Here is an 18,177-nt window from a genome sequence, read left to right as displayed (position 1 = left end):
AAAAGGGGCAGCTCTTTTCCAAGAGCCTGCCCCTTCAGCTTTTCATCAGAAGAATACATTTTTCACATCATTGAACAGGATCACTACCATCAGGCACATGAGCAGCATGAATCCCACAAAATGTACCATTCCCTCTTTCTCCTGCGGGATCGCCTTTCCCCGAACCGCCTCAAGGATCAGGAAAACAAGCCGTCCGCCATCCAATGCCGGAATAGGCAAAAGGTTCATGACACCCAGGTTTACCGTCAGAAGCACCGACATCATCACCATACTCAGGGTCACATAATACCAGCCGTCCGCCCGGTTAGCCTCGTATGTCTGTCCGATGGCATCCACGATTCCAACAGGTCCCGACATGTCATCCAACCCAACATTTCCCTGTACCAGTTCCGCCAGACTTTCGACCGTCGCTTTCAGCCAGTATCTCATCTCCGCCGCGCTGTAGCCCAGTGTCTGGAATACATTTCCATGTGTCCTGGCCTCCGCTGCGCCGAAGCCATAATAATACCAGCCGGTTTCCTCGTCTTTCATCGGAGTCAGAACCACGGCATGCGTCTCACCGTCCCTGCGGTAAGTCACCTCCAGAGTCTCGCCCTGATGCAGATTATTGAACAACGTGATCTCCCTGTACAGATATACACGTCTTCCATTCAGGCGGATGATCTCGTCCCCGTCCTGCATCCCGGCCGCTTCTGCCGGATATCCCGGCGTTACGTTAATCACCGGGCGGTCGTATCCCAGACAGGACACCAAAATCACCGACAGCACAAATCCCAGCAGGAAATTAAAAACCGGCCCTGCCGCCACTACGGCGATCCGCGCCCACACAGATTTGCTTCCGAAAGAACCTTCTTCGCTGCTCTCTTCATCTTCCCCTACCATCATACAGGAACCGCCGAAGGGAAAAAGCTTCAGAGAATACCGGGTGCCTCCCCATTCATGGCTCAGCAGCCTGGGTCCCATACCCACAGAAAATTCTGTCACCGTGATTCCATTCCATTTTGCAAGTAAAAAATGCCCCAGTTCGTGAACGATCACGATCAGGCTGAATATAATAAGCGCCAGTATGATGCTCAATTTACCACCTGCCTTTAATCATTTCATAGGTTTCCTCTTCCGTCTCCAGGATCTGCTCCACCGTCGGCTCCGGGATCACGCGATGGGCCTCCATACAGCTCTGAATGATCTCCGGAATCTCCAGGAAACCGATCTTTTTCTCCAGAAACATGGCTACCGCGCGTTCATTAGCCGCATTGTATACAGTCGGAAGGCTCCCTCCTGCCGCTGCCGCGTCAAACGCCAGCCGCAGTCCGGGGAAATTCTCCATATCCGGTTTCTCGAAAGTAATCTGTCCCAGTGTCCAGAAATCCAGCCGGTCTCCCGGCAGATATCTTCGTTCCGGATAATAAAGCGCATACTGGATCGGCAGCTTCATGTCCGGAGTCCCCAGCTGAGCAATCACAGCCCCGTCTACAAATTCCACCATGGAATGAATGATGCTCTTCGGCTGAACCACGATCTGGATATTATCCGGTTCCACGCCGAACAGCCACCGGGCTTCCATCATCTCCAGGCCTTTGTTTACCAATGTCGCAGAATCGATGGTAATCTTGCGTCCCATATGCCAGTTCGGGTGTTTCAGCGCGTCTTCCACCTGTACATTTTTCAGTTCTTCCTTTTTCTTGCCGCGGAAAGGTCCGCCGGACGCAGTCAGAAGAATCTTTTTCAGCTGAACCCTGTTCTCTCCGTTCAGGCACTGAAAAATTGCGCTGTGCTCGCTGTCTACCGGCAGAATACGTACCCCTTTCTCCTTTGCCAGCGGCATAATAATATGCCCCGCAGTTACCAGCGTCTCCTTGTTTGCCAGCGCGATATCTTTTCCTGCCTTCATTGCCGCAATGGTAGGACGGATTCCTATCATTCCCACAATGGCCGTTACCAGAATCTCGGATTCCGGCTGCGCTGCCACTTCCAGAAGTCCCTCCATCCCGGATACGATCTTTACATCCAGATCCGCTGTCCGGATCCTCAGTTCTTTTGCTTTTTCTTCCGTCCACACGGCCGCCAGCGGCGGACGGAATTCCCTGATCTGTCTTTCCAGCAGATCAATATTGGAACCTGCGGCCAACGCCGTGATCTCCAGGTCTCCGTTATTTCTGGCCACCTCCAGAGTCTGTGTCCCGATGGAACCGGTAGATCCCAGTATCGCTATTTTTTTCATCTATTTTCTCCTTTTTCTTCCGGCATATACCCGCCGGAAAGTTCCTATGATACAAACAGAACCGCCAGGGTATAGATCATGGGCGCCGTCACGATCACACTGTCGAAACGGTCCAGAATTCCTCCATGCCCAGGTATCAGTTTCCCGTAATCTTTGATTCCATGCTGCCGCTTCACTGCGGAAGCTGCCAGATCGCCGATCTGCGACGCCACTGCGCCCACCGCGCAGATCGCCGCGTACGCTGCGGGAGGTTCCTCGATGAAAGCCGCATAGACAGCCCCCAGCGCCGCCGCTCCAAGCACGCCTCCCACAGCGCCCTCGATGGATTTTTTCGGACTCAGGACAGGAGCAAGCCTGTGTTTTCCGATCAGCATGCCGGTACAGTACGCGAATGTATCGCATCCCCAGGAACAGAGAAAGATCAGCCATACCAGATAGAACCCGTCGTCTCCCATTCTGGTCTGATAGATGAAGGACAGCATGACCGGGATATAGACCACGCCGAAAAATACCGCCATTACCTGCTGAGTCTCATATCTGGGAAAAGTAAACACATAGACGGCAAGGATCAGGATAAACAGCGCCGGAAGCACCAGCCACATCTTTTCCATCTGCAGCGTCTGTCCGCTTCCGGAACAGGCTCTGCACAGGATCATCCACGCCGCCGCGCCAAGGTACCCCGCAGCCGCCAGTATATCGTCCGGGTCCTTCAGGCCGAATACCTTGTAAAACTCCCGCAAACCGATCATGCTGATGGCAAGCACCAACGCCCACAGTACGTCGCCGCCGCGCCAGCAGGTCAGCACGATCACCGCCACCAGGACGATCCCGCTAAGGAGCCTCGTAATAAATGATTTCATCAGGATTCCTCCTTCGGCTCTTCCTTGACGCCGCCGTACCGGCGGTCTCTACTATTATATTTCTCAATGGCCTTTTTCAGTTCTTCTTTGGTGAAATCCGGCCACGGGACATCCGTAAAATAGAATTCCGTATAGGCAAGCTGCCACATCAGATAATTGGACAGACGAAGTTCCCCGCTGGTTCGGATCAGAAGATCCGGATCCGGGATCCCCGCCGTATCCAGATGATCCGAAATCACATTCTCCGTGATATCTTCCGGACGAATACCTTCTTTTACGATTTTCTGCACAGCACGCCGGATCTCATCTCTGCTGCCGTAATTAATCGCGATCGTAAAATTCAGGCCGTCCTGATTCGCCGACTCTTTTTCCAGTTTTGCGATGCTCTCCTGAATGTCCGGAGCCAGTCCGGTCTTGTCGCCGATCACACGTACACACATATGGTTCTTTTTCGCAGTCTTCACACAGGTTTTCATATAATTGCGCAGCAGCGTCATCAGCGCATCCACCTCATCTTTGGACCGTTTCCAGTTCTCAGTGGAAAACGCATACACTGTCAGATATTTAATTCCCATATTCCAGGCGTCTTCACAAATGCGCTCCACATTTTTCGCGCCCTGCACATGTCCATAATTGCGGGGCATCCCTTTTGCTTTCGCCCATCTTCCATTGCCGTCCAGAATAATTGCCACATGCTGCGGAATTTTCATTTCCACATCTCCTTCCGCCCCGTTTCCGGGGAAATCTACGGAAAACGGGCAGATGCACCCGGCACCTGCCCTGTCTTCCACCAACTGAACCTTATACAGTCATGATCTCTTTGGTCTTCTCTTCGATCGCCTTATCAATCTCTTTCACATACTTGTCTGTCAGTTTCTGTATCTTCTCTTCCAGGTCCTTCTGATCGTCCTCGGTCAGTTCGTTATTTTTGTTCATTTTCTTAAATGCGTCGTTGGCGTCCCTTCGGATATTGCGGATGGCGACTTTCGCCTCATCGCCTTTTTTCTTCACGTCTTTAGCCAGCACTTTACGGCGTTCCTCCGTCAGTTCCGGAAATATCAGACGGATCGATGAGCCGTCATTCGTAGGATTGATCCCCAGATCGGAAGTCATGATCGCCTTCTCAATCTCACGGATCATCTTTTTCTCCCAGGGCTGGATCATAATCACCCTCGCCTCCGGCACTGAAATATTGCCTACCTGCTGCAGCGGCGTCGGCGTACCATAATAATCCACACGAATCTTGTCCAGTACGTGCGGATTCGCTCTCCCCGCCCGGATCGAAGCATACTCCTTCAGAAGCGCATCGTAAGATTTCCCCATCTTGGTCTCATACGGCTGTAATCTTTCTTCCATGTTCAGTTCCTCCCTATACCGTTATTTTCGTTCCTGTAAATTTTCCGTTTACTGTATTGACAATACTGTCCTCCTCATTCAGCCCGAATACCAGCATGGGCATACGGTTCTCCATACACATGATGGATGCGGTCAGATCCATCACGCCAAGCTTCTGGTCGATGACCGACTGAATGGAAATTTCATCGTATTTCTTCGCGTCTGGATTCAGTTTCGGATCACTGTCATACACGCCGTCAACAGCCTTCGCAAGCAGAATCACATCCGCTTCGATCTCCACCGCCCTGAGCGTCGTGGTCGTATCCGTGGAAAAGTACGGATGTCCTGTTCCTCCCGCAAAAAAGACTGCTTTTCCAGCCTCCAGACTCTCCATCGCCGCGTCCTTCGTGAACATCTCCGCCATAGGGCCGCATGTAAACGGCGTAAAGATTCTGGTTTTCATCCCCGTGCTTCGGAAAATCTCCGAGACATAGATACAGTTCATCACTGTAGCAAGCATACCGATCTGATCGGATTTCGCACGGTCGATATTCTCACTTGTACGTCCCCTCCAGAAATTGCCTCCGCCGATGACGATCCCTACCTGGATCCCGTCATCCATGATTCTTTTTACCTGACCCGCCACCTTCAGGCAGGTCGCCTCGTCAAACCCGGTGTGTTTATCCCCTGCCAGGGCCTCACCGCTTAATTTTAAAAGCACACGTTTCATATCGCACCTCGGTTGTATAGTCATTTTTACTCTATCACAATTCCCAATTTTTTTCAACCAAATAGCTCGTCCGAATCCAGCACTAAAAATGTCAACATTAAATGCGAAAGAATTTTCGTTTTTTCTCTTTTCTACATAATGCACAAAAACACATTCTATTTTTGTGCATATTAAATAATTATATTGCTTTTAACTCCATTTCAAACATTTCCCGGCTGCTGCAGTAGCCCAATTTCCGGCGCGGGTATTCATTGATCCAGTTTTCCACGCGTTCGATATCTTCGTCCGTCTTTTCGTCGATATCCGTCCCTTTTGGAATATGGCGGCGGATCATTTTGTTCTGGTTCTCGTTGCTTCCCCGCTCGTAACTGCTATACGGATGACAGTAATATATCGTTGTCCGCTTTTCCTTTTTTCTGCAGGAACGCTCCATTCCCTCATAGTCGGCGAATTCCGATCCATTGTCTACCGTTATACTTTTAAATACCTGATAAAACAGATCGCCCCATTTCTTTTCTATTCTGTCTAATGTCCTTATAACGCTTTCGGATTTTTGATCCGGCAATTTTGCGATAATTTCAGCCCTTGTTTTCCGCTCCGTCAAAACCAACATACAAGATTTTGTTATTCCCTGTTTTCCCTTTACGGTATCCATTTCCCAATGACCGAACGTTTCGCGCCCATTTATTTCGTCCGGTCTGTTCTCTATGCTCTCCCCGCGGCTTGCGCGTGATTGACGCACTTTTTGTTTTTTCTTTTTCTGATTCTTCTTTACGGGCAGATCCTTATTTGTCAGCTTTAAAAATATTCCCTTTTCGATATATGAATAAAAAGTCGTTGTGCATATCATTGTTGAAAACTCGTCCTGATGTTCCCGCGCTTTTGCCAGTGCAGCGTCCGGGGAATACTTTTCTTCCGAAACCAATTTTTCAAGATAGTTCGCCAGTTTAATATCGTTCCCGATTTTCAGTCCTGCGCCCTTTTCTTTCAGATTCTCCCGCGCCTTTCTGTCCGCTTCGTCTGGATTATATCGTTCTTCCTCTGTCAGATCGCTATTCGTGTGAATATATCTTCCCCGTTTTAACTCTCTGTAAATTGTGCTGACGTGTTTATGTAAAATTTCCGCTATTTCTTTCGGTTTGTGTCCTGCTCTGATAAGAGTATCAAGGCGAAGCCGATCGTTATATGTCATATGTGAAAAATTCTTCATATGTGTTTTACCTCCATAAAAGAAACGCCGTCGGGCGCGTCCCTCACGGCGTTTCTTCATCAGATAGTAACCACATGATATTTACCTTTAAAACCTTTGCAAATATTTTCAATTCATAATCAGTCACAAAACGCGTTCCTATCTCAATTCTGCTTATGCTATCCCGTTCAATCGTGATCCCCTCAACTTGCATTTTAGCCGCAAGTTCAGACTGCGAAATGTTCCGCAACGCCCGCGCCTGTTTTATCCTGCTCCCGCATATATTCTTTTTCCCGCCATAATCATATATTTTCACTTTACCGCATTTCCTCTTTTTGTGCTAATATTCAGCATTTTTCTTGACATTAGCACATTAAATGCGATAATCTGTGTTAAAGATCAGCAGCCCCCAAAAACTGACCTAAAAAATATCAAAAAGGAAGGTGCAATATATGTATATCAGTATTTCCGTCGATGAAAACGGGCGTCCCTGCGTTGTTGCCGGGCAACCCGAAGCGATCAAGCGTCCAGAAAAGAAAAAAAGTTCTGTATCATTCCCGGATGATTATATCGTGATCGATATCGAAACAACCGGGCTTGATGTTCGTTTCTGTGAAATCATTGAAATATCCGCTGTCAAGTACCGCGCCGGCTCCGAAACCGATTCCTTCAGCACACTTGTAAAACCGACCGAACCGATCGACGACTTTATAACTTCGTTGACCGGGATCACAAATGAAATGTTGGAATCTGCCCCGGACATATCGTCCGCGATCTCTGACTTTTATAATTTCGTGGGTAGTGAAACGCTCGTCGGGTACAATGTTAATTTCGATATAAATTTCTTATATGATAATTTGATGATGTGTAAATCCGTCCCCCTCTCGAATGATTTTATCGACGTTATGCGGATTTCTAAAAAGCTGCTGCCCGATCTGGATAACTATAAACTTTCTACCGTCGCAAAACATTTAAAGGCTTCCGCGCCTTCTCATAGATCCCTTGATGATTGCCGGGCTTGCAACGAATGTTTTCTGCGATTGAAAGAAGAAGCGCTTCGGCAGTTCGGCAGCATTGACGCCTTTCTTTCGTCCGCGTTCGCTCATAAGACTAAACTATCGGCGAAAGATATAACGGCGACAGCGACGGTTTTTGATGAAAACAACCCGCTTTTCGGAAAAAACGTCTGTTTCACAGGTGCGCTTGAAAAAATGGTTCGCCGGGACGCTATGCAACTTGTCGTCAATCTCGGCGGCTCCTGCTCCGATAATATAAATAAACATACAAATTATCTTGTCATCGGCAACAATGATTTTTGCGCGTCCATAAAGGACGGAAAAAGCAATAAGCAAAAGAAGGCTGAAGCCCTGATCCTGAAGGGGAACGACCTTGAAATTTTAACTGAATCCGCGTTCTATGATATGGTTCTGGATCAGTAGGTGGCGAAGGGCGGCTTTTATAGCCGCCCGCCCTCTTTTATGCGTTTTCCGTTCCCGTCTGCCACGTCAATATCTTTTCAACGATCAACTTTTCAATATATGCCGGACACTGCCGTTCGCCATTTTCCCAATTTGATATAGTTCGATATGGTATTTCCAACCATTCCGCAACGGCTTTCCTCGATAATCCGCGTTCTTTCCTCGCTTCCTGAATCGTCATATCCTGCGCCCCTTTCCTTTCGTTTTCTTTGGCTCTTTATATAAGAATATACCCATTGAGTGTATTTGTCAATTTCTTTTTTACCCATTGAGTGTATTTTTGTATTAAAAGGCGACTGCTATTTGCAGTCGCCTTTATCTGTGACATATTATCCGCCAGTTGAAGGAATGGTTTGCTTTTAATTTATGTCCGCGCCCTTTCGCGGGCTGAACCCTCCTTTCTTTACGCTTTTTTCAGATAAGCCGCGCTTGAAAATCCCGTGTATTGTGTCCCGTCCATTACAAACTGAATGTAAAGCCATTTCACGCCGCCGGACACGTTATAATATCCGTAACACTGAACCTTCGTTCCCTCCGGGATCAGGCACAACGCCTTTTTATTCGTCCCGGCGTCGTTCCTGCAGTACAGATTCGCCGTTGTGATGTATGTCCCGGCGACGCCGCCGTCGAATTTGTGAGCGTAGCACGTCGCCGTTACTTTCCGCGCCGTCGGCTGCGCCTGATCTGTGGAATTCTCATTCTTTGCCGTCTCCGCGCTGCCGTTTAAAATCCGATTGACTTCGGACTGAACAGCGTCGTAATCATAACCTGCCGCCGTCAGATCGCGTTTCCGGGCTGCGCCGTTGCCCCACTGTCCCGCTATGACCTCATGGGCGACTTCCGAAATACTTTTTCCGCCTGTCTTATCAGGCTCCGCGATCGCGCTGTCGTCATATTTGGGCGTAATGAACCCGCGTATATACCGACCATTTAACGAAATTGTCCGTTTCTTGACCGCGTTCCCATAATTCCCTTCGGTCACGACCATATACCCGGACGCCGTGTTGACATATGTAACAGCGCCGACGTGATCCGGATTCCCGGTATTATCCCCCTGTCCGCTGTCGTCCCAATCATACAGAACGGCGTCCCCCGGCGCGGGAATATAGGCGTCGTTTTCCTGCCATACTTTCAACTTTTTAGCGGCTTCGATCAGATAATAGCAGGAAATTTCTATCGGCATGATTGCAAGATATTTCAGCGCGACCGCAATCGCCGACCAGAAACACGCACACCACGCCCAACCGTACTGCATACGCGTTTTTCGCGGAAGCTGATCCGTCGGAAGCGTGTTGTATGTGTCGATGATCGATTTATAGGATCCGTCCGATTCCTTTTTCCCCACCTGACTGTTTGCGTAGTCAACGACCTTCTGTCTGCTATACATATTATATCCCCCTTTCTGCGCGTCCTGCTGCCCCGTGGCGGCGTTTTCCTGCCCGGTCATATATTTGTCCCATTCTGTCAAATTGTGCGCCGCAACGACCGCCAGAACGTCCTGAACATAGGTTGACGACGTGGCATATCCTGCCGTCTTGATCTCGGACAGATAGGCTTCCGGCGTGTCCTGCTCCCTTACATTCCGATAACGCGCCAGTTCCAGAAATTCATAATATCCCCGGACGCCGGATTCCATATCGTCATACACCCGGAAATTGTCTGAAATGGGCGTCAACGTTCCGGGCGTGTATTCTTCCATTGTCCGCATATTCACGGACGCGCCCGTCCACTTTGTCCCGCATTTCATCCCGAAATAATTATGAAATTCCGCCGCCAGACGTGACAGTCCATAGCCGGATTCTAAACACGCCATACCGATCGCCCCGGACACATTTTTATATCCGTATGCTTCCGCGTACTTTACGCATAACGGCGCGATCTGATTTATAAAAACCTCACATTCCGCTTGTGTCGCCATATCAAACGCCCCCTTCGGCAGCGTCCGGGATCCCTGCGACCGTTTCGTCCTCAACCGCTTCCGCAACTTCAAATTCAATCATGCTGCCAGATTCTGCGATTTTCATTCCCTTAACCGCCGCTTCAATCATGTCGTCCACAAACTGATCTGTCATATTGATTCCGGCGCTTTTCAGGGCTTCGCGCAATGCGTCCTTTACAAGCTGCTTTCGCTCCGCTCCCGTCTTATCGCCGAATGTCTGCTCTGCCATGTAGACAAACATTGTCGCCATTTCCCGCGCTGTTTTCAACTGATCCGCCGTCATTTTTGACCGGATGAACGGAACCAGATCGCGCCGGATGACATACGCAACGACCGCCATAACGAACATAACGGCGAATTTTAAAAGTTCCATAGTTACCTGATTCATAAAAACACGTCCTTTCTTTTTTTGGTTTTCTCCTTGTTTCTTTATCACATAACCCCCGCGTCATCCTCGCCGGATATTGTGATCTTACTTGTTTAGGTTCCCTGTTTTCAGTGTAAAAAGCCCGCCGCGATTGCAGCGCCGACCGCTCCGGCAATCGCCCCGACTATCCCGGTCATCAGGGATTCCCACCGTTTCCCCGGCTTCGATTCGATATTTTCCAGATGTTCCCCTTGCTTTGATATTTCTTCCCCCATTTGCCGGATTGACGTTGCAAGACGTTCGATCTGCAGCGCCAGTTTATTAAATTCCCTGACCGATTCTTCAACAATCGAAATTCGCTTGTTCTGCCGCTCGTTTTCGTCTTTGATTCGCTGATTTTCAGAATCCATTCGGCGGGCGAATTCCTCGTGTTCGCTCCGTGTGATATAATCCTGATCCATGTTTTCTAACTCCTTTCGTGTGCGTGTTTTTCCTTTATGCGCCCATGATACAAAACAAAACCCCGACGAAGTGACTAATTTCTGCCACCCCGCCGGGGATATTCAGGAAAAGATCCGGAAGCCGGATCCGCTTCCGGCATAATTACGCGGCGTCCTCCGCCTGCTCGTCCAGAACCTCCGCCACGACCTCCCGCAGATTGAACATTTTCGGAATCTGATCGCGCGTATATGTCCCGTTCTGAACCATATTAACCCATACAATCACAAGCCCGCTGTTTTTATCGAATGTCATATTGTGCGCCCCCTCTCTACATCATAAGCCCGGAAACGATGATTGTCAGTTCTGCGACGGATAACTGCGCCGCCTGAAGCTGCGCCTTTAAATCCCGGTTTTCGATCTCCTGCTGCGTCATTTCTCGTAATGCGAAACGCGTCCCTTCGTCCCACGGGTACGAACAGATCAATTTCATATCCCGGTATATTGTCCCGTTAATTTCCACTTCCGACAGATTGTCGTCCGTGAATGTCCCGTCCGGGATCGGCTGTCCGCTTTCATACGTTGTTCCGTTCAGGATCGCGTCTAACTCTGTGCCGTCTTTCAGCCGGATCGATACGTTCGGGAAAATCGTATTGTTTGAACTCTCCGCGATAGTTTTTGTGTTTTCTGCCATTGTTGCCGCTCCTTTCTTTTCTGATTTCTTCCGAAAACAGTTCGTGAAATAGTTTATCCATATTCCGCCGTGTGCGGTATGAATCAAAATGTCTTATGTGTCCCTGCCATGAATTATAGGCTTGCTGAACGTCTGCAAACGCGATTTCCCCGGCGTCCAGTTTCCGGCGCAGGGTTTTCAATTTGCGTCGTTCCCGCGTGATTGTTCCGTGATCCGGACGCATAACCACGCGTCCTGTTTCTGTCAGGTGCGTTTTCGCTTTCAGAAACTTAAATTCGTTCGATAACTTGACGATTCGCGTTTTCTTTTCGTTCAGTTCGATTCCGATATCAGCATACATTCGCCGGATCTGTTCCAAACATTCCTGCAGGTATTCCCGGCTTTCATGGATCAGATAAAAGTCATCCATATAACGTCCGTAGCCTTTTATTTTTAGCTGCTCTTTGATAAAGTGATCGATCTGATTCGGATAAAACACGGCTGTCATTTGTGAAACCTGCGATCCCAATCCTAGCGACTTTTCGCCGAACGCGTCCACGAAATCCATTATCAGATTCACGATATCCGGATCATATCCGAAAATCTTTTTGTATTCCCGGAATACGACGTCGTGATCCACGGAATCAAAATAGGAATGTAGATCGCCCATTAAAATATAGCCGTCATTTGATCCATGCGCCCGGTAATATCTCCATAAATGGACTTTTAACCGTTTCAGCGCGAAATGTGTTCCCCGGTCTTTCAGGGACGCCGCGTTGTCATAAATCAATTTCGGGCGAAGCGTCGGAACCAGAACGACGTCGTTTAATGCTCTGTGGACGACGCGTTCGTTTATGTGGATCGACCGTATTTCCCGGCGTTTCCCGCGTTCACAAACTGTAAACTGAACGAATCCGTCCGACATTCTGTCCCGGCTCTCTAGCCGCTTTTTCGTGATCCGTGTCCGTTCGATCCTGTCTAAATAATACGCTTGTGATGAATATTTCCACATAACGCCGTTTAGACATTCTTTCGCGGCGTCCATAAGGACGTTCGGATCGCATAATTTGTTGTAAGTTGGTAAATTCTCCATATCCTCATAAATAACGCCCGCTGATAGCCCGACGAAGTGTGTTTCTTTAAAGCACTTCCGGGCGTCAGGCGGTAAATTTCAGCGGTTCCCCGCTGCGGTCATGCGTTCCTATCGTTCTTTATCCGGCGAATCCTTATCATGTCCGCCTTGCTGACGATATCGGGGCGACGCCGCCGTCGTTGGACGCTCCGTTGTTGTTGCTGTTGCCGTTGTTGTTGAAATTGCAAAAGTTCGTCGTGTTCGCGGCGGACGGATCGGCAGTCCAGTACCACATCCGGGCGGCTGTGCAACGCATAACCGAAAATATTTTATTGTTTTCTTTGCTGTTTACGGCTTTTCTTTGCCTTTTCCTTTTCCAGACGCGACGCCTTTTTCTCTGGATGAAGGAATTCGTCGTAATCCCTGATCGTTGACTTTTTCCACCTATACAGATAATTCTTCGTCATTTCCAGTTGTTCAGAAAATTCCATGTAGCGCGACAAGTCGATATCGAAAAATTCTTCGATGAAAAGAACCTCCTGCCGGATCCGCGCGATGTCGCCGATCGCGTCATTCTCCAACAAAATCCGTTTAACGAATTCGTTTTGTGTCCGGCATAAAATCTCATTCGCTGCCGCGATATTTGAAACCAGATCCGACGAATATCGGAACAAATTGTCCCTGACCTTTTCAATAATCCATTCTGGATATTGCGTCAGAATCCGCGCCTTTTCTACCTCATTTTGAAATTCGTCGATTCTTGCAATCAGGCTTTTTAATTCCGGGTATTTCTCGCGGACTTGCCGCCCGACAATCGCGTCATATTTTGTTCGCTTTAACCCGAAATTCCGCATAATCATTTGTGTAACAATGTGCCGTAATTTCACGGCTTCGGTAAATGCGTCCAGTTTTGACGCCGTTTGTTTCCATGACGGGACAGACATTATTTATTCCTCTTTTCTGTTTCGGTCATATGCGCCGCCGCTGCCGGGCGGCGCGATTGCCGGATTATCTGTCTATGACAGAACGATAAACGGGGCGACGCCGCCGTCGTTGGACGCTCCGGAGCCGGCGCTGCTGTGGCCGTTGTCGGAGAAAAGGCAAAAGTACGTCGTGTTCGCGGCGGACGGATCGGCAGTCCAGTACCACATCCGGGCGGCTTTACCCTTGTTATATCCTGCGCCTTTCAGAATGTGCGCGTTCCCTCCGGCAAATAACGGAAGCTGATTGAACGCTCCGCCGTCGTACTGATCCGCCCAACCGTGGAACCCGACAAGTTCGGGATTGCCCGGAAGGAAGATCCGGCGGGACGCCCACGCCCACGTCCCCTTGTTATTTTCCAGACGCCGGATCGTCGTCATATACCCCTGCAATTTCGACGTGAATTTATTTGCTTCCGTTTCCAGATTCGCGGGCATGAGCGACGCCGCATATCCTCCGGCGTTTGTGTTCGTGCTGTTGTACTTGTAATAAGTATTCAGGCAATCGCGCGGGCAGGCGACAATATGGGGAACCGTCAAGGCGGTATCGCCGCAATTCAAGTATGAATTTTTTCCGGCGATCTCAAACTGGATTTTTTCGCCGGATGTGTTCGTCTCAATGAAGTAATCTCCGACCGCGAATTTGTCCCATTTTCCCGCTTTAACAAGCGTCATCAGATCGTCGATGTCCCATTCGACGCCGTAATATCCATACGACGCTATTTGTTCCCGCTTTAAGATTGCGTAATCTGCCGCCAGTGTTCCATGATCCGAAATGACCTGCAGGATCTTCTCGTTCATCGTGTACGCCAGTAAGCCGGAAATGACCTGCTTTTTCAGGGCTTCCGCTCCCGGATCGTCCTCTGCTTCCAGATCGACCTCCTGCGGGAATTCCTGAATGATAGACGACTTCAGGATATACGTTTCGATTTTCTCGATCGCGTCCTGCTGCCATTTGATAATTTTTCCGGCGATAACTTTCAGCGTGTCGCCCTCTGCCAGTTCCGGGAAATCCCCGACCTGCTCGGCAACGTCCGGCAGCTTGATTTCTTCGCATATCTGCGCGAACGTCGCCTTTTTTGTTCCGTCGGACTGCTCCACCGGAAAAAGATCCGTATTCCCCATACTGACGATAGGCGTCAAGTCTTTAAACATCTTCTGCGCCATTTTGTAAAACTCCTTTCTTTTGATTATTTATATAGCTAACAGTGACACGTTTCGGACGTTTTTATCGTCCAGAACGCGATCAACTGATCGCCGTCTGTTGTTATCAGTTCGTCGCCGTCCGACGTGATAAGATCAGCCGGGATTGTGCCGGAATAGATAATGTCGAACAGCGATTGAATCATCAGAATCATTTCGCCCGCCGGATCCGTGGAGAATATACCCTTGATTCCGTTAAACCAGTTCAGAAAGTCGGAAGTCCATTGTCCCGTATTATTCAAATACCAGTTATTGAACGCGCTTTCCTGATTCTGTCGCCACTGTGAAAACGTGGACTGCTGCCCTTCGCTCCATTCCTCAAACGTGGATTCCTGTTCAGCGATCCAGTCCTGATATAACGCTTCCTGCTGATCGGCGTATGTCTGGAACGCCTGAAGCAACAAATTATAGTCGCTTTGCGCCTGTTCTTTGAATTCCTGAATTGCGGCGAAATATTCTTGATACTGATCGGAAATATTTTTCTTGTACGCCGTGAAATAGCTGTCAAATTGCGCCTGAATCTGCGTAAAGTCAATTTCGTTTACGGTTGCCGCCACCCAACCGCAGACGGCATCGTTCATTCTTGTATCGCTTATTTCTGCCTGTGTAATCCTAACCGTTCCGGCAGCGATATAGATATCCGCCAGTTTCAGATCGTAAATAGCCCCTTCGCGCGTCGGGGCGGGCGCTGTCGGCGTGTTTGCGTTTCCGCCTTTTACAATCGTTAAATAGATCCGGCGCTCCGTGTCGTTCCGGCGTAAAATAACAGCGTCGATTCTATCCAGTGTGCCGGAAGCCGTTTCCAGATCAAGCGTTGTCGGCTGCAGGAAATGTCTGTGTTTTCCGTTTATGTAGCCATACCCCGCCGCGACGGTAACGGACATATTATTGTTTGCCGTCACTTGCATTTGACCGTTAAAAACGCCGTTGCAGAAGAACGGGCGCAGCCAGTCCCCCATAGAATCAGCGTCATAATAACGATCGTTTTCAGAATTCCAAAAATAATCGTAGCTTCTTTCTTTTGCCATTTTTCCGCCCCTTTCCTATTCATCCCATTTTATTGTTTCAGGAAGCGGATCGCCGAACGTCGGAACGACGGTCATTCCGCCGTATTCGTACACTTCGGACAATTCCGTGATCCTCTGATTCATATACAGATTCCATTTGTTCTTCCTGACTGTTACAACGTCGCCTAAATCATAATCTTGTTTGTATGTGAAATTGATCGCTGCTTCCGTTTCGCACTCCAACGTTTCCGACACGATCGACGCGTTCAACGTTTCCTGCGCCCTCTGCAATAACGCCGCCTTGTATGCTGCCGACGTCATCCCGTCCGGATTTATGTCTTTCGCGTCAACAAATACTTCGCGTAAATCGTACCCCTGCCCGCCGCCTAATTCGTAATATGTCCGGGCGTCTCCTTCTCCCTGCCCGCCGACTATCGCGAACGTTTTCAAGTTCTGATTGTTGTACCGATAGATCGCGTTGTTCAGGTTATTATAATTTTCACTGAATACGACGCGGTTGTTTTCGTGCTGACTGAACGTCCGGTCTTTTCCTTTGTACGTTTCAAAAACGATTTTCCGATTCTTGAAATCCGGGCGGAACCGGAATCCGATTGCGCCCGCCCGCGATAACTTTTCTTCATACGTCAAAAGATTTTTCATCGTGACTTGAAATTCCGCCCGTTCCGTGAAACCGTTTAGTGTTCCCAATTCCACAAGCGGAAGCGGAACCGCGCCGGAATATAACTGACGCATAGCGACTTCAATATATCCCGAAAAATTCACGGTCTTTTTTATCAGACGGCGATCCATGTAGGACGATAAAAACCGCCCCTTTGCCGTGATCTCGTTTTTGATATCGCTTTCTTCTTTTTCGATATCCTCAATAATTCCCGCTTCGTCTGAACCTTTTTTTCCGATGATGTTTCCCGGCTGCAACAAAGACAGATTTTCGTCAGTAATCGGCGCGTGAAGTTCAAACGTCCCCGGTTCATAAAATTTTCGCGTCCAGATCAGGGATATTTGATTTTCTATCTGCCCTTTTCTGAATAAATTCTGTCCGTATATCCTGACTTCCATTTTCTCACGCTCCTATACTCCTAAATATCGGAACCGATATTTGATCGTCACGTTCAGATAATCAACGCCGGACGCGGCGTCGTAAATGAACGTATTCGCCCCGTGTACCAACTGTATGAATTCGCTTTCTTCGTCCAGATATTCGTTTATTTTCTGTGTTTCCCCGCCCTTTATCAAATAGGCGTTCTTTTCGTTTGTCCCGGTTGTGATTTTTACCACGTCGCCCGGCTCCATGTCGAACGGATAGTCGTCCGTTCCGATCTGAATGTGGATATCCTGCTGCATATGGTATAAAACCGGATTTCTGACCGCTCCCAACGCTTCCATAAGGACTTCTATTCCGATATGATCCGCCGCCGAATCGTTTTCAATGTTCTTTACTAACTCCGCGATTCGGACGCCGAATTCTTCCAGTTCGTCCGTGAATTCATGGACGAATTCAAAACACGGTTCCCACCCTGCCATTGTGACAGTAGTATCAGCGGGATCTTTAAAGAACGGATCCGGACAGATCAGGGAAATGACAGCATTTCGGCACACGCCCGCTTCGTCGATTTCGATTCCCTCGACGTAATAATCGATCTGTCGCTGTTCTTCGTTCTCAAAATAAAAGAACGTCCCCGGCGATTTTGGTTTGAATGACTTATACAGAAAATCCCGGCGGGACTGATAATCGGAATCAAATTCCGCCGTGATGACGATATTCCGCTGCTTCGTTGTGCTGCCCTGATATGTGGATCCGTCCGTCATCGTGTTTTCGCTTGTCACAACATTATTTGACACGGAATAGATCCCGTCGCATGATATCAGAAAAAATTCGGCGTCATCCTCATAGCTGAATTCGATCTGAACGTCATCTTCGTTTTTGCATACAATTTTCTTTGACATATCAGCGTCCCCCCTGCAACTGAAGAACCAGATTCCGCGTCTGATTCCTCGTCTGACGTGCTACCTCATACGGCGATAGGGGATCCGGGCTTTCAATGTTGATATTCTGAATAAAGTCGCCCCTGCTCCTGCTGCTGTCGCTGCTTCCTTTCGCCGCTGCCGTTGCCCGCGCGATTGCGTCATCAATATAGCCTTCTGTCCGGCGATAAAATATATCAAGCGGCAGAATTGCTTCGTCCCCGGCTTCTCCGCCGCCCTGCAGCTTCCCGCCTAACATTCCGAAAATCGTCGGATTCCTCATAATACCGCCCAACGCGTTCCATGAAATATGCGGAACAGGCACTTTTATAGTAAATCCCGCGATTGTCTTTTCCGCCGTTCCCCAATCGATCGACAGCTTCGGAATATGTATCGACTTTATCGCGTTCACGAACGAATCCATTATCTTTTTCCCGGTGTCTGCCAGACTGAACCCGTCGAAAACGCTTTTGATTTTGTCGATAACATTCGTCTTAAACCACGAACCTATATTTTTGAATATGTTTGTGACGTTGTTATATGCTGTCTGAAACGTAGACTGAAACCATGTTCCGACCGATGACAACGCGTTTTTGACATCCGTCCACCGGGCGGAAAACCACTGTCCGATCCCCCGGAAAACGTTCGTGACGTTCGTGTATGCTGTCTGAAACGTTGTCAGGAACCACGAACCGACCGTAG

Annotated in this window: 22 protein-coding genes and 1 pseudogene; 1 reads left to right on the top strand and 22 read right to left on the bottom strand. The window is 48.8% G+C overall.

Annotated features, from left to right (window positions below; translation table 11 throughout):
• Positions 1-45: 45 nt before the first annotated feature.
• The 8 genes from rseP to B5F29_RS11050 form a co-directional block, all read right to left on the bottom strand.
• Positions 46-1,077 carry an RIP metalloprotease RseP gene (gene rseP / locus B5F29_RS11085; protein WP_087154702.1) on the bottom strand — a complete coding sequence of 344 codons (1,032 nt, stop codon included), beginning with the start codon at positions 1,075-1,077 and terminating at the stop codon, positions 46-48.
• 1 nt (position 1,078) lies between these two features.
• Positions 1,079-2,221 carry a 1-deoxy-D-xylulose-5-phosphate reductoisomerase gene (locus tag B5F29_RS11080; protein WP_087154701.1) on the bottom strand — a complete coding sequence of 381 codons (1,143 nt, stop codon included), beginning with the start codon at positions 2,219-2,221 and terminating at the stop codon, positions 1,079-1,081.
• Positions 2,222-2,265: 44 nt separating this feature from the next.
• Complete coding sequence (locus B5F29_RS11075) at positions 2,266-3,081, bottom strand: phosphatidate cytidylyltransferase (protein ID WP_087154700.1); 816 nt, start codon at positions 3,079-3,081, stop codon at positions 2,266-2,268.
• Positions 3,081-3,791, bottom strand: a complete 711-nt coding sequence (locus B5F29_RS11070) for an isoprenyl transferase (protein WP_087154829.1) — start codon at positions 3,789-3,791, stop codon at positions 3,081-3,083. Before B5F29_RS11070 ends, B5F29_RS11075 begins: the two co-directional genes overlap by 1 nt.
• Positions 3,792-3,882: 91 nt before the next feature.
• Positions 3,883-4,437 carry a ribosome recycling factor gene (frr, locus tag B5F29_RS11065; RefSeq protein WP_087154699.1) on the bottom strand — a complete coding sequence of 185 codons (555 nt, stop codon included), beginning with the start codon at positions 4,435-4,437 and terminating at the stop codon, positions 3,883-3,885.
• Positions 4,438-4,450: 13 nt separating this feature from the next.
• The gene (gene pyrH, locus B5F29_RS11060) at positions 4,451-5,146 is read right to left on the bottom strand and encodes a UMP kinase (protein WP_087154698.1); all 696 of its coding nucleotides are present in this window, start codon (positions 5,144-5,146) and stop codon (positions 4,451-4,453) included.
• Between the two features lie 178 nt (positions 5,147-5,324).
• Positions 5,325-6,356 (bottom strand): IS30 family transposase, encoded by a 1,032-nt coding sequence (locus B5F29_RS11055; protein ID WP_087154697.1) that lies wholly within the window; start codon positions 6,354-6,356, stop codon positions 5,325-5,327.
• 43 nt (positions 6,357-6,399) lie between these two features.
• Entirely contained in the window at positions 6,400-6,651 is a 252-nt protein-coding gene (locus B5F29_RS11050) for a helix-turn-helix domain-containing protein (RefSeq protein WP_087154696.1), read from the bottom strand.
• Between the two features lie 136 nt (positions 6,652-6,787).
• On the opposite strand from B5F29_RS11050, the gene B5F29_RS11045 reads away from it, so the two are divergent.
• A complete protein-coding gene (locus tag B5F29_RS11045) occupies positions 6,788-7,774 on the top strand; it encodes an exonuclease domain-containing protein (protein WP_087154695.1) in 987 nt (328 codons plus the stop codon).
• A 37-nt stretch (positions 7,775-7,811) separates the two neighbouring features.
• Here B5F29_RS11045 and B5F29_RS11040 read toward each other — a convergent pair whose 3' ends face one another.
• The 14 genes and pseudogenes from B5F29_RS11040 to B5F29_RS16440 all read right to left on the bottom strand — a co-directional run.
• Positions 7,812-7,994: a helix-turn-helix domain-containing protein gene (locus B5F29_RS11040; RefSeq protein WP_087154694.1), complete on the bottom strand. Its 183-nt coding sequence runs from the start codon at positions 7,992-7,994 to the stop codon at positions 7,812-7,814.
• A gap of 222 nt (positions 7,995-8,216) precedes the next feature.
• The gene (locus B5F29_RS11035; protein WP_087154693.1) at positions 8,217-9,731 is read right to left on the bottom strand and encodes a glucosaminidase domain-containing protein; all 1,515 of its coding nucleotides are present in this window, start codon (positions 9,729-9,731) and stop codon (positions 8,217-8,219) included.
• Between the two features lies 1 nt (position 9,732).
• Positions 9,733-10,140: a phage holin gene (locus B5F29_RS11030; protein WP_087154692.1), complete on the bottom strand. Its 408-nt coding sequence runs from the start codon at positions 10,138-10,140 to the stop codon at positions 9,733-9,735.
• Between the two features lie 107 nt (positions 10,141-10,247).
• Positions 10,248-10,580, bottom strand: a complete 333-nt coding sequence (locus B5F29_RS11025) for a hypothetical protein (RefSeq protein WP_087154691.1) — start codon at positions 10,578-10,580, stop codon at positions 10,248-10,250.
• A gap of 142 nt (positions 10,581-10,722) precedes the next feature.
• Positions 10,723-10,872 carry a hypothetical protein gene (locus B5F29_RS16560; protein ID WP_164488377.1) on the bottom strand — a complete coding sequence of 50 codons (150 nt, stop codon included), beginning with the start codon at positions 10,870-10,872 and terminating at the stop codon, positions 10,723-10,725.
• A gap of 16 nt (positions 10,873-10,888) precedes the next feature.
• Positions 10,889-11,251 carry a hypothetical protein gene (locus B5F29_RS16310; protein ID WP_143449145.1) on the bottom strand — a complete coding sequence of 121 codons (363 nt, stop codon included), beginning with the start codon at positions 11,249-11,251 and terminating at the stop codon, positions 10,889-10,891.
• On the bottom strand, positions 11,133-12,323 hold the full coding sequence (locus B5F29_RS11020; protein ID WP_087154690.1) for an RNA-directed DNA polymerase: 1,191 nt from the start codon (positions 12,321-12,323) through the stop codon (positions 11,133-11,135). The genes B5F29_RS16310 and B5F29_RS11020 overlap by 119 nt, the downstream gene beginning before the upstream one ends.
• A 136-nt stretch (positions 12,324-12,459) precedes the next feature.
• A complete protein-coding gene (locus B5F29_RS16445) occupies positions 12,460-12,618 on the bottom strand; it encodes a hypothetical protein (protein ID WP_162608408.1) in 159 nt (52 codons plus the stop codon).
• 13 nt (positions 12,619-12,631) lie between these two features.
• Positions 12,632-13,246, bottom strand: coding sequence for a hypothetical protein (locus tag B5F29_RS11015; RefSeq protein ID WP_087154689.1), 615 nt, complete (start codon positions 13,244-13,246; stop codon positions 12,632-12,634).
• Between the two features lie 72 nt (positions 13,247-13,318).
• Complete coding sequence (locus B5F29_RS11010; RefSeq protein WP_087154688.1) at positions 13,319-14,449, bottom strand: hypothetical protein; 1,131 nt, start codon at positions 14,447-14,449, stop codon at positions 13,319-13,321.
• 35 nt (positions 14,450-14,484) lie between these two features.
• Positions 14,485-15,513 (bottom strand): hypothetical protein, encoded by a 1,029-nt coding sequence (locus B5F29_RS11005; RefSeq protein ID WP_087154687.1) that lies wholly within the window; start codon positions 15,511-15,513, stop codon positions 14,485-14,487.
• A gap of 15 nt (positions 15,514-15,528) precedes the next feature.
• On the bottom strand, positions 15,529-16,569 hold the full coding sequence (locus tag B5F29_RS11000; RefSeq protein ID WP_087154686.1) for a siphovirus ReqiPepy6 Gp37-like family protein: 1,041 nt from the start codon (positions 16,567-16,569) through the stop codon (positions 15,529-15,531).
• A 12-nt stretch (positions 16,570-16,581) separates the two neighbouring features.
• Positions 16,582-17,457, bottom strand: coding sequence for a phage tail domain-containing protein (locus B5F29_RS10995; protein ID WP_087154685.1), 876 nt, complete (start codon positions 17,455-17,457; stop codon positions 16,582-16,584).
• A 1-nt stretch (position 17,458) separates the two neighbouring features.
• Positions 17,459-18,177, bottom strand: a pseudogene (locus B5F29_RS16440) (phage tail tape measure protein); the annotation flags it as partial.

It is taken from the genome of Lachnoclostridium sp. An196, assembly GCF_002160135.1.
Classification (GTDB): Bacteria; Bacillota; Clostridia; order Lachnospirales; family Lachnospiraceae; genus Hominiventricola; species Hominiventricola avistercoris.
This window is presented reverse-complemented; position numbering and strand designations above follow the sequence as displayed.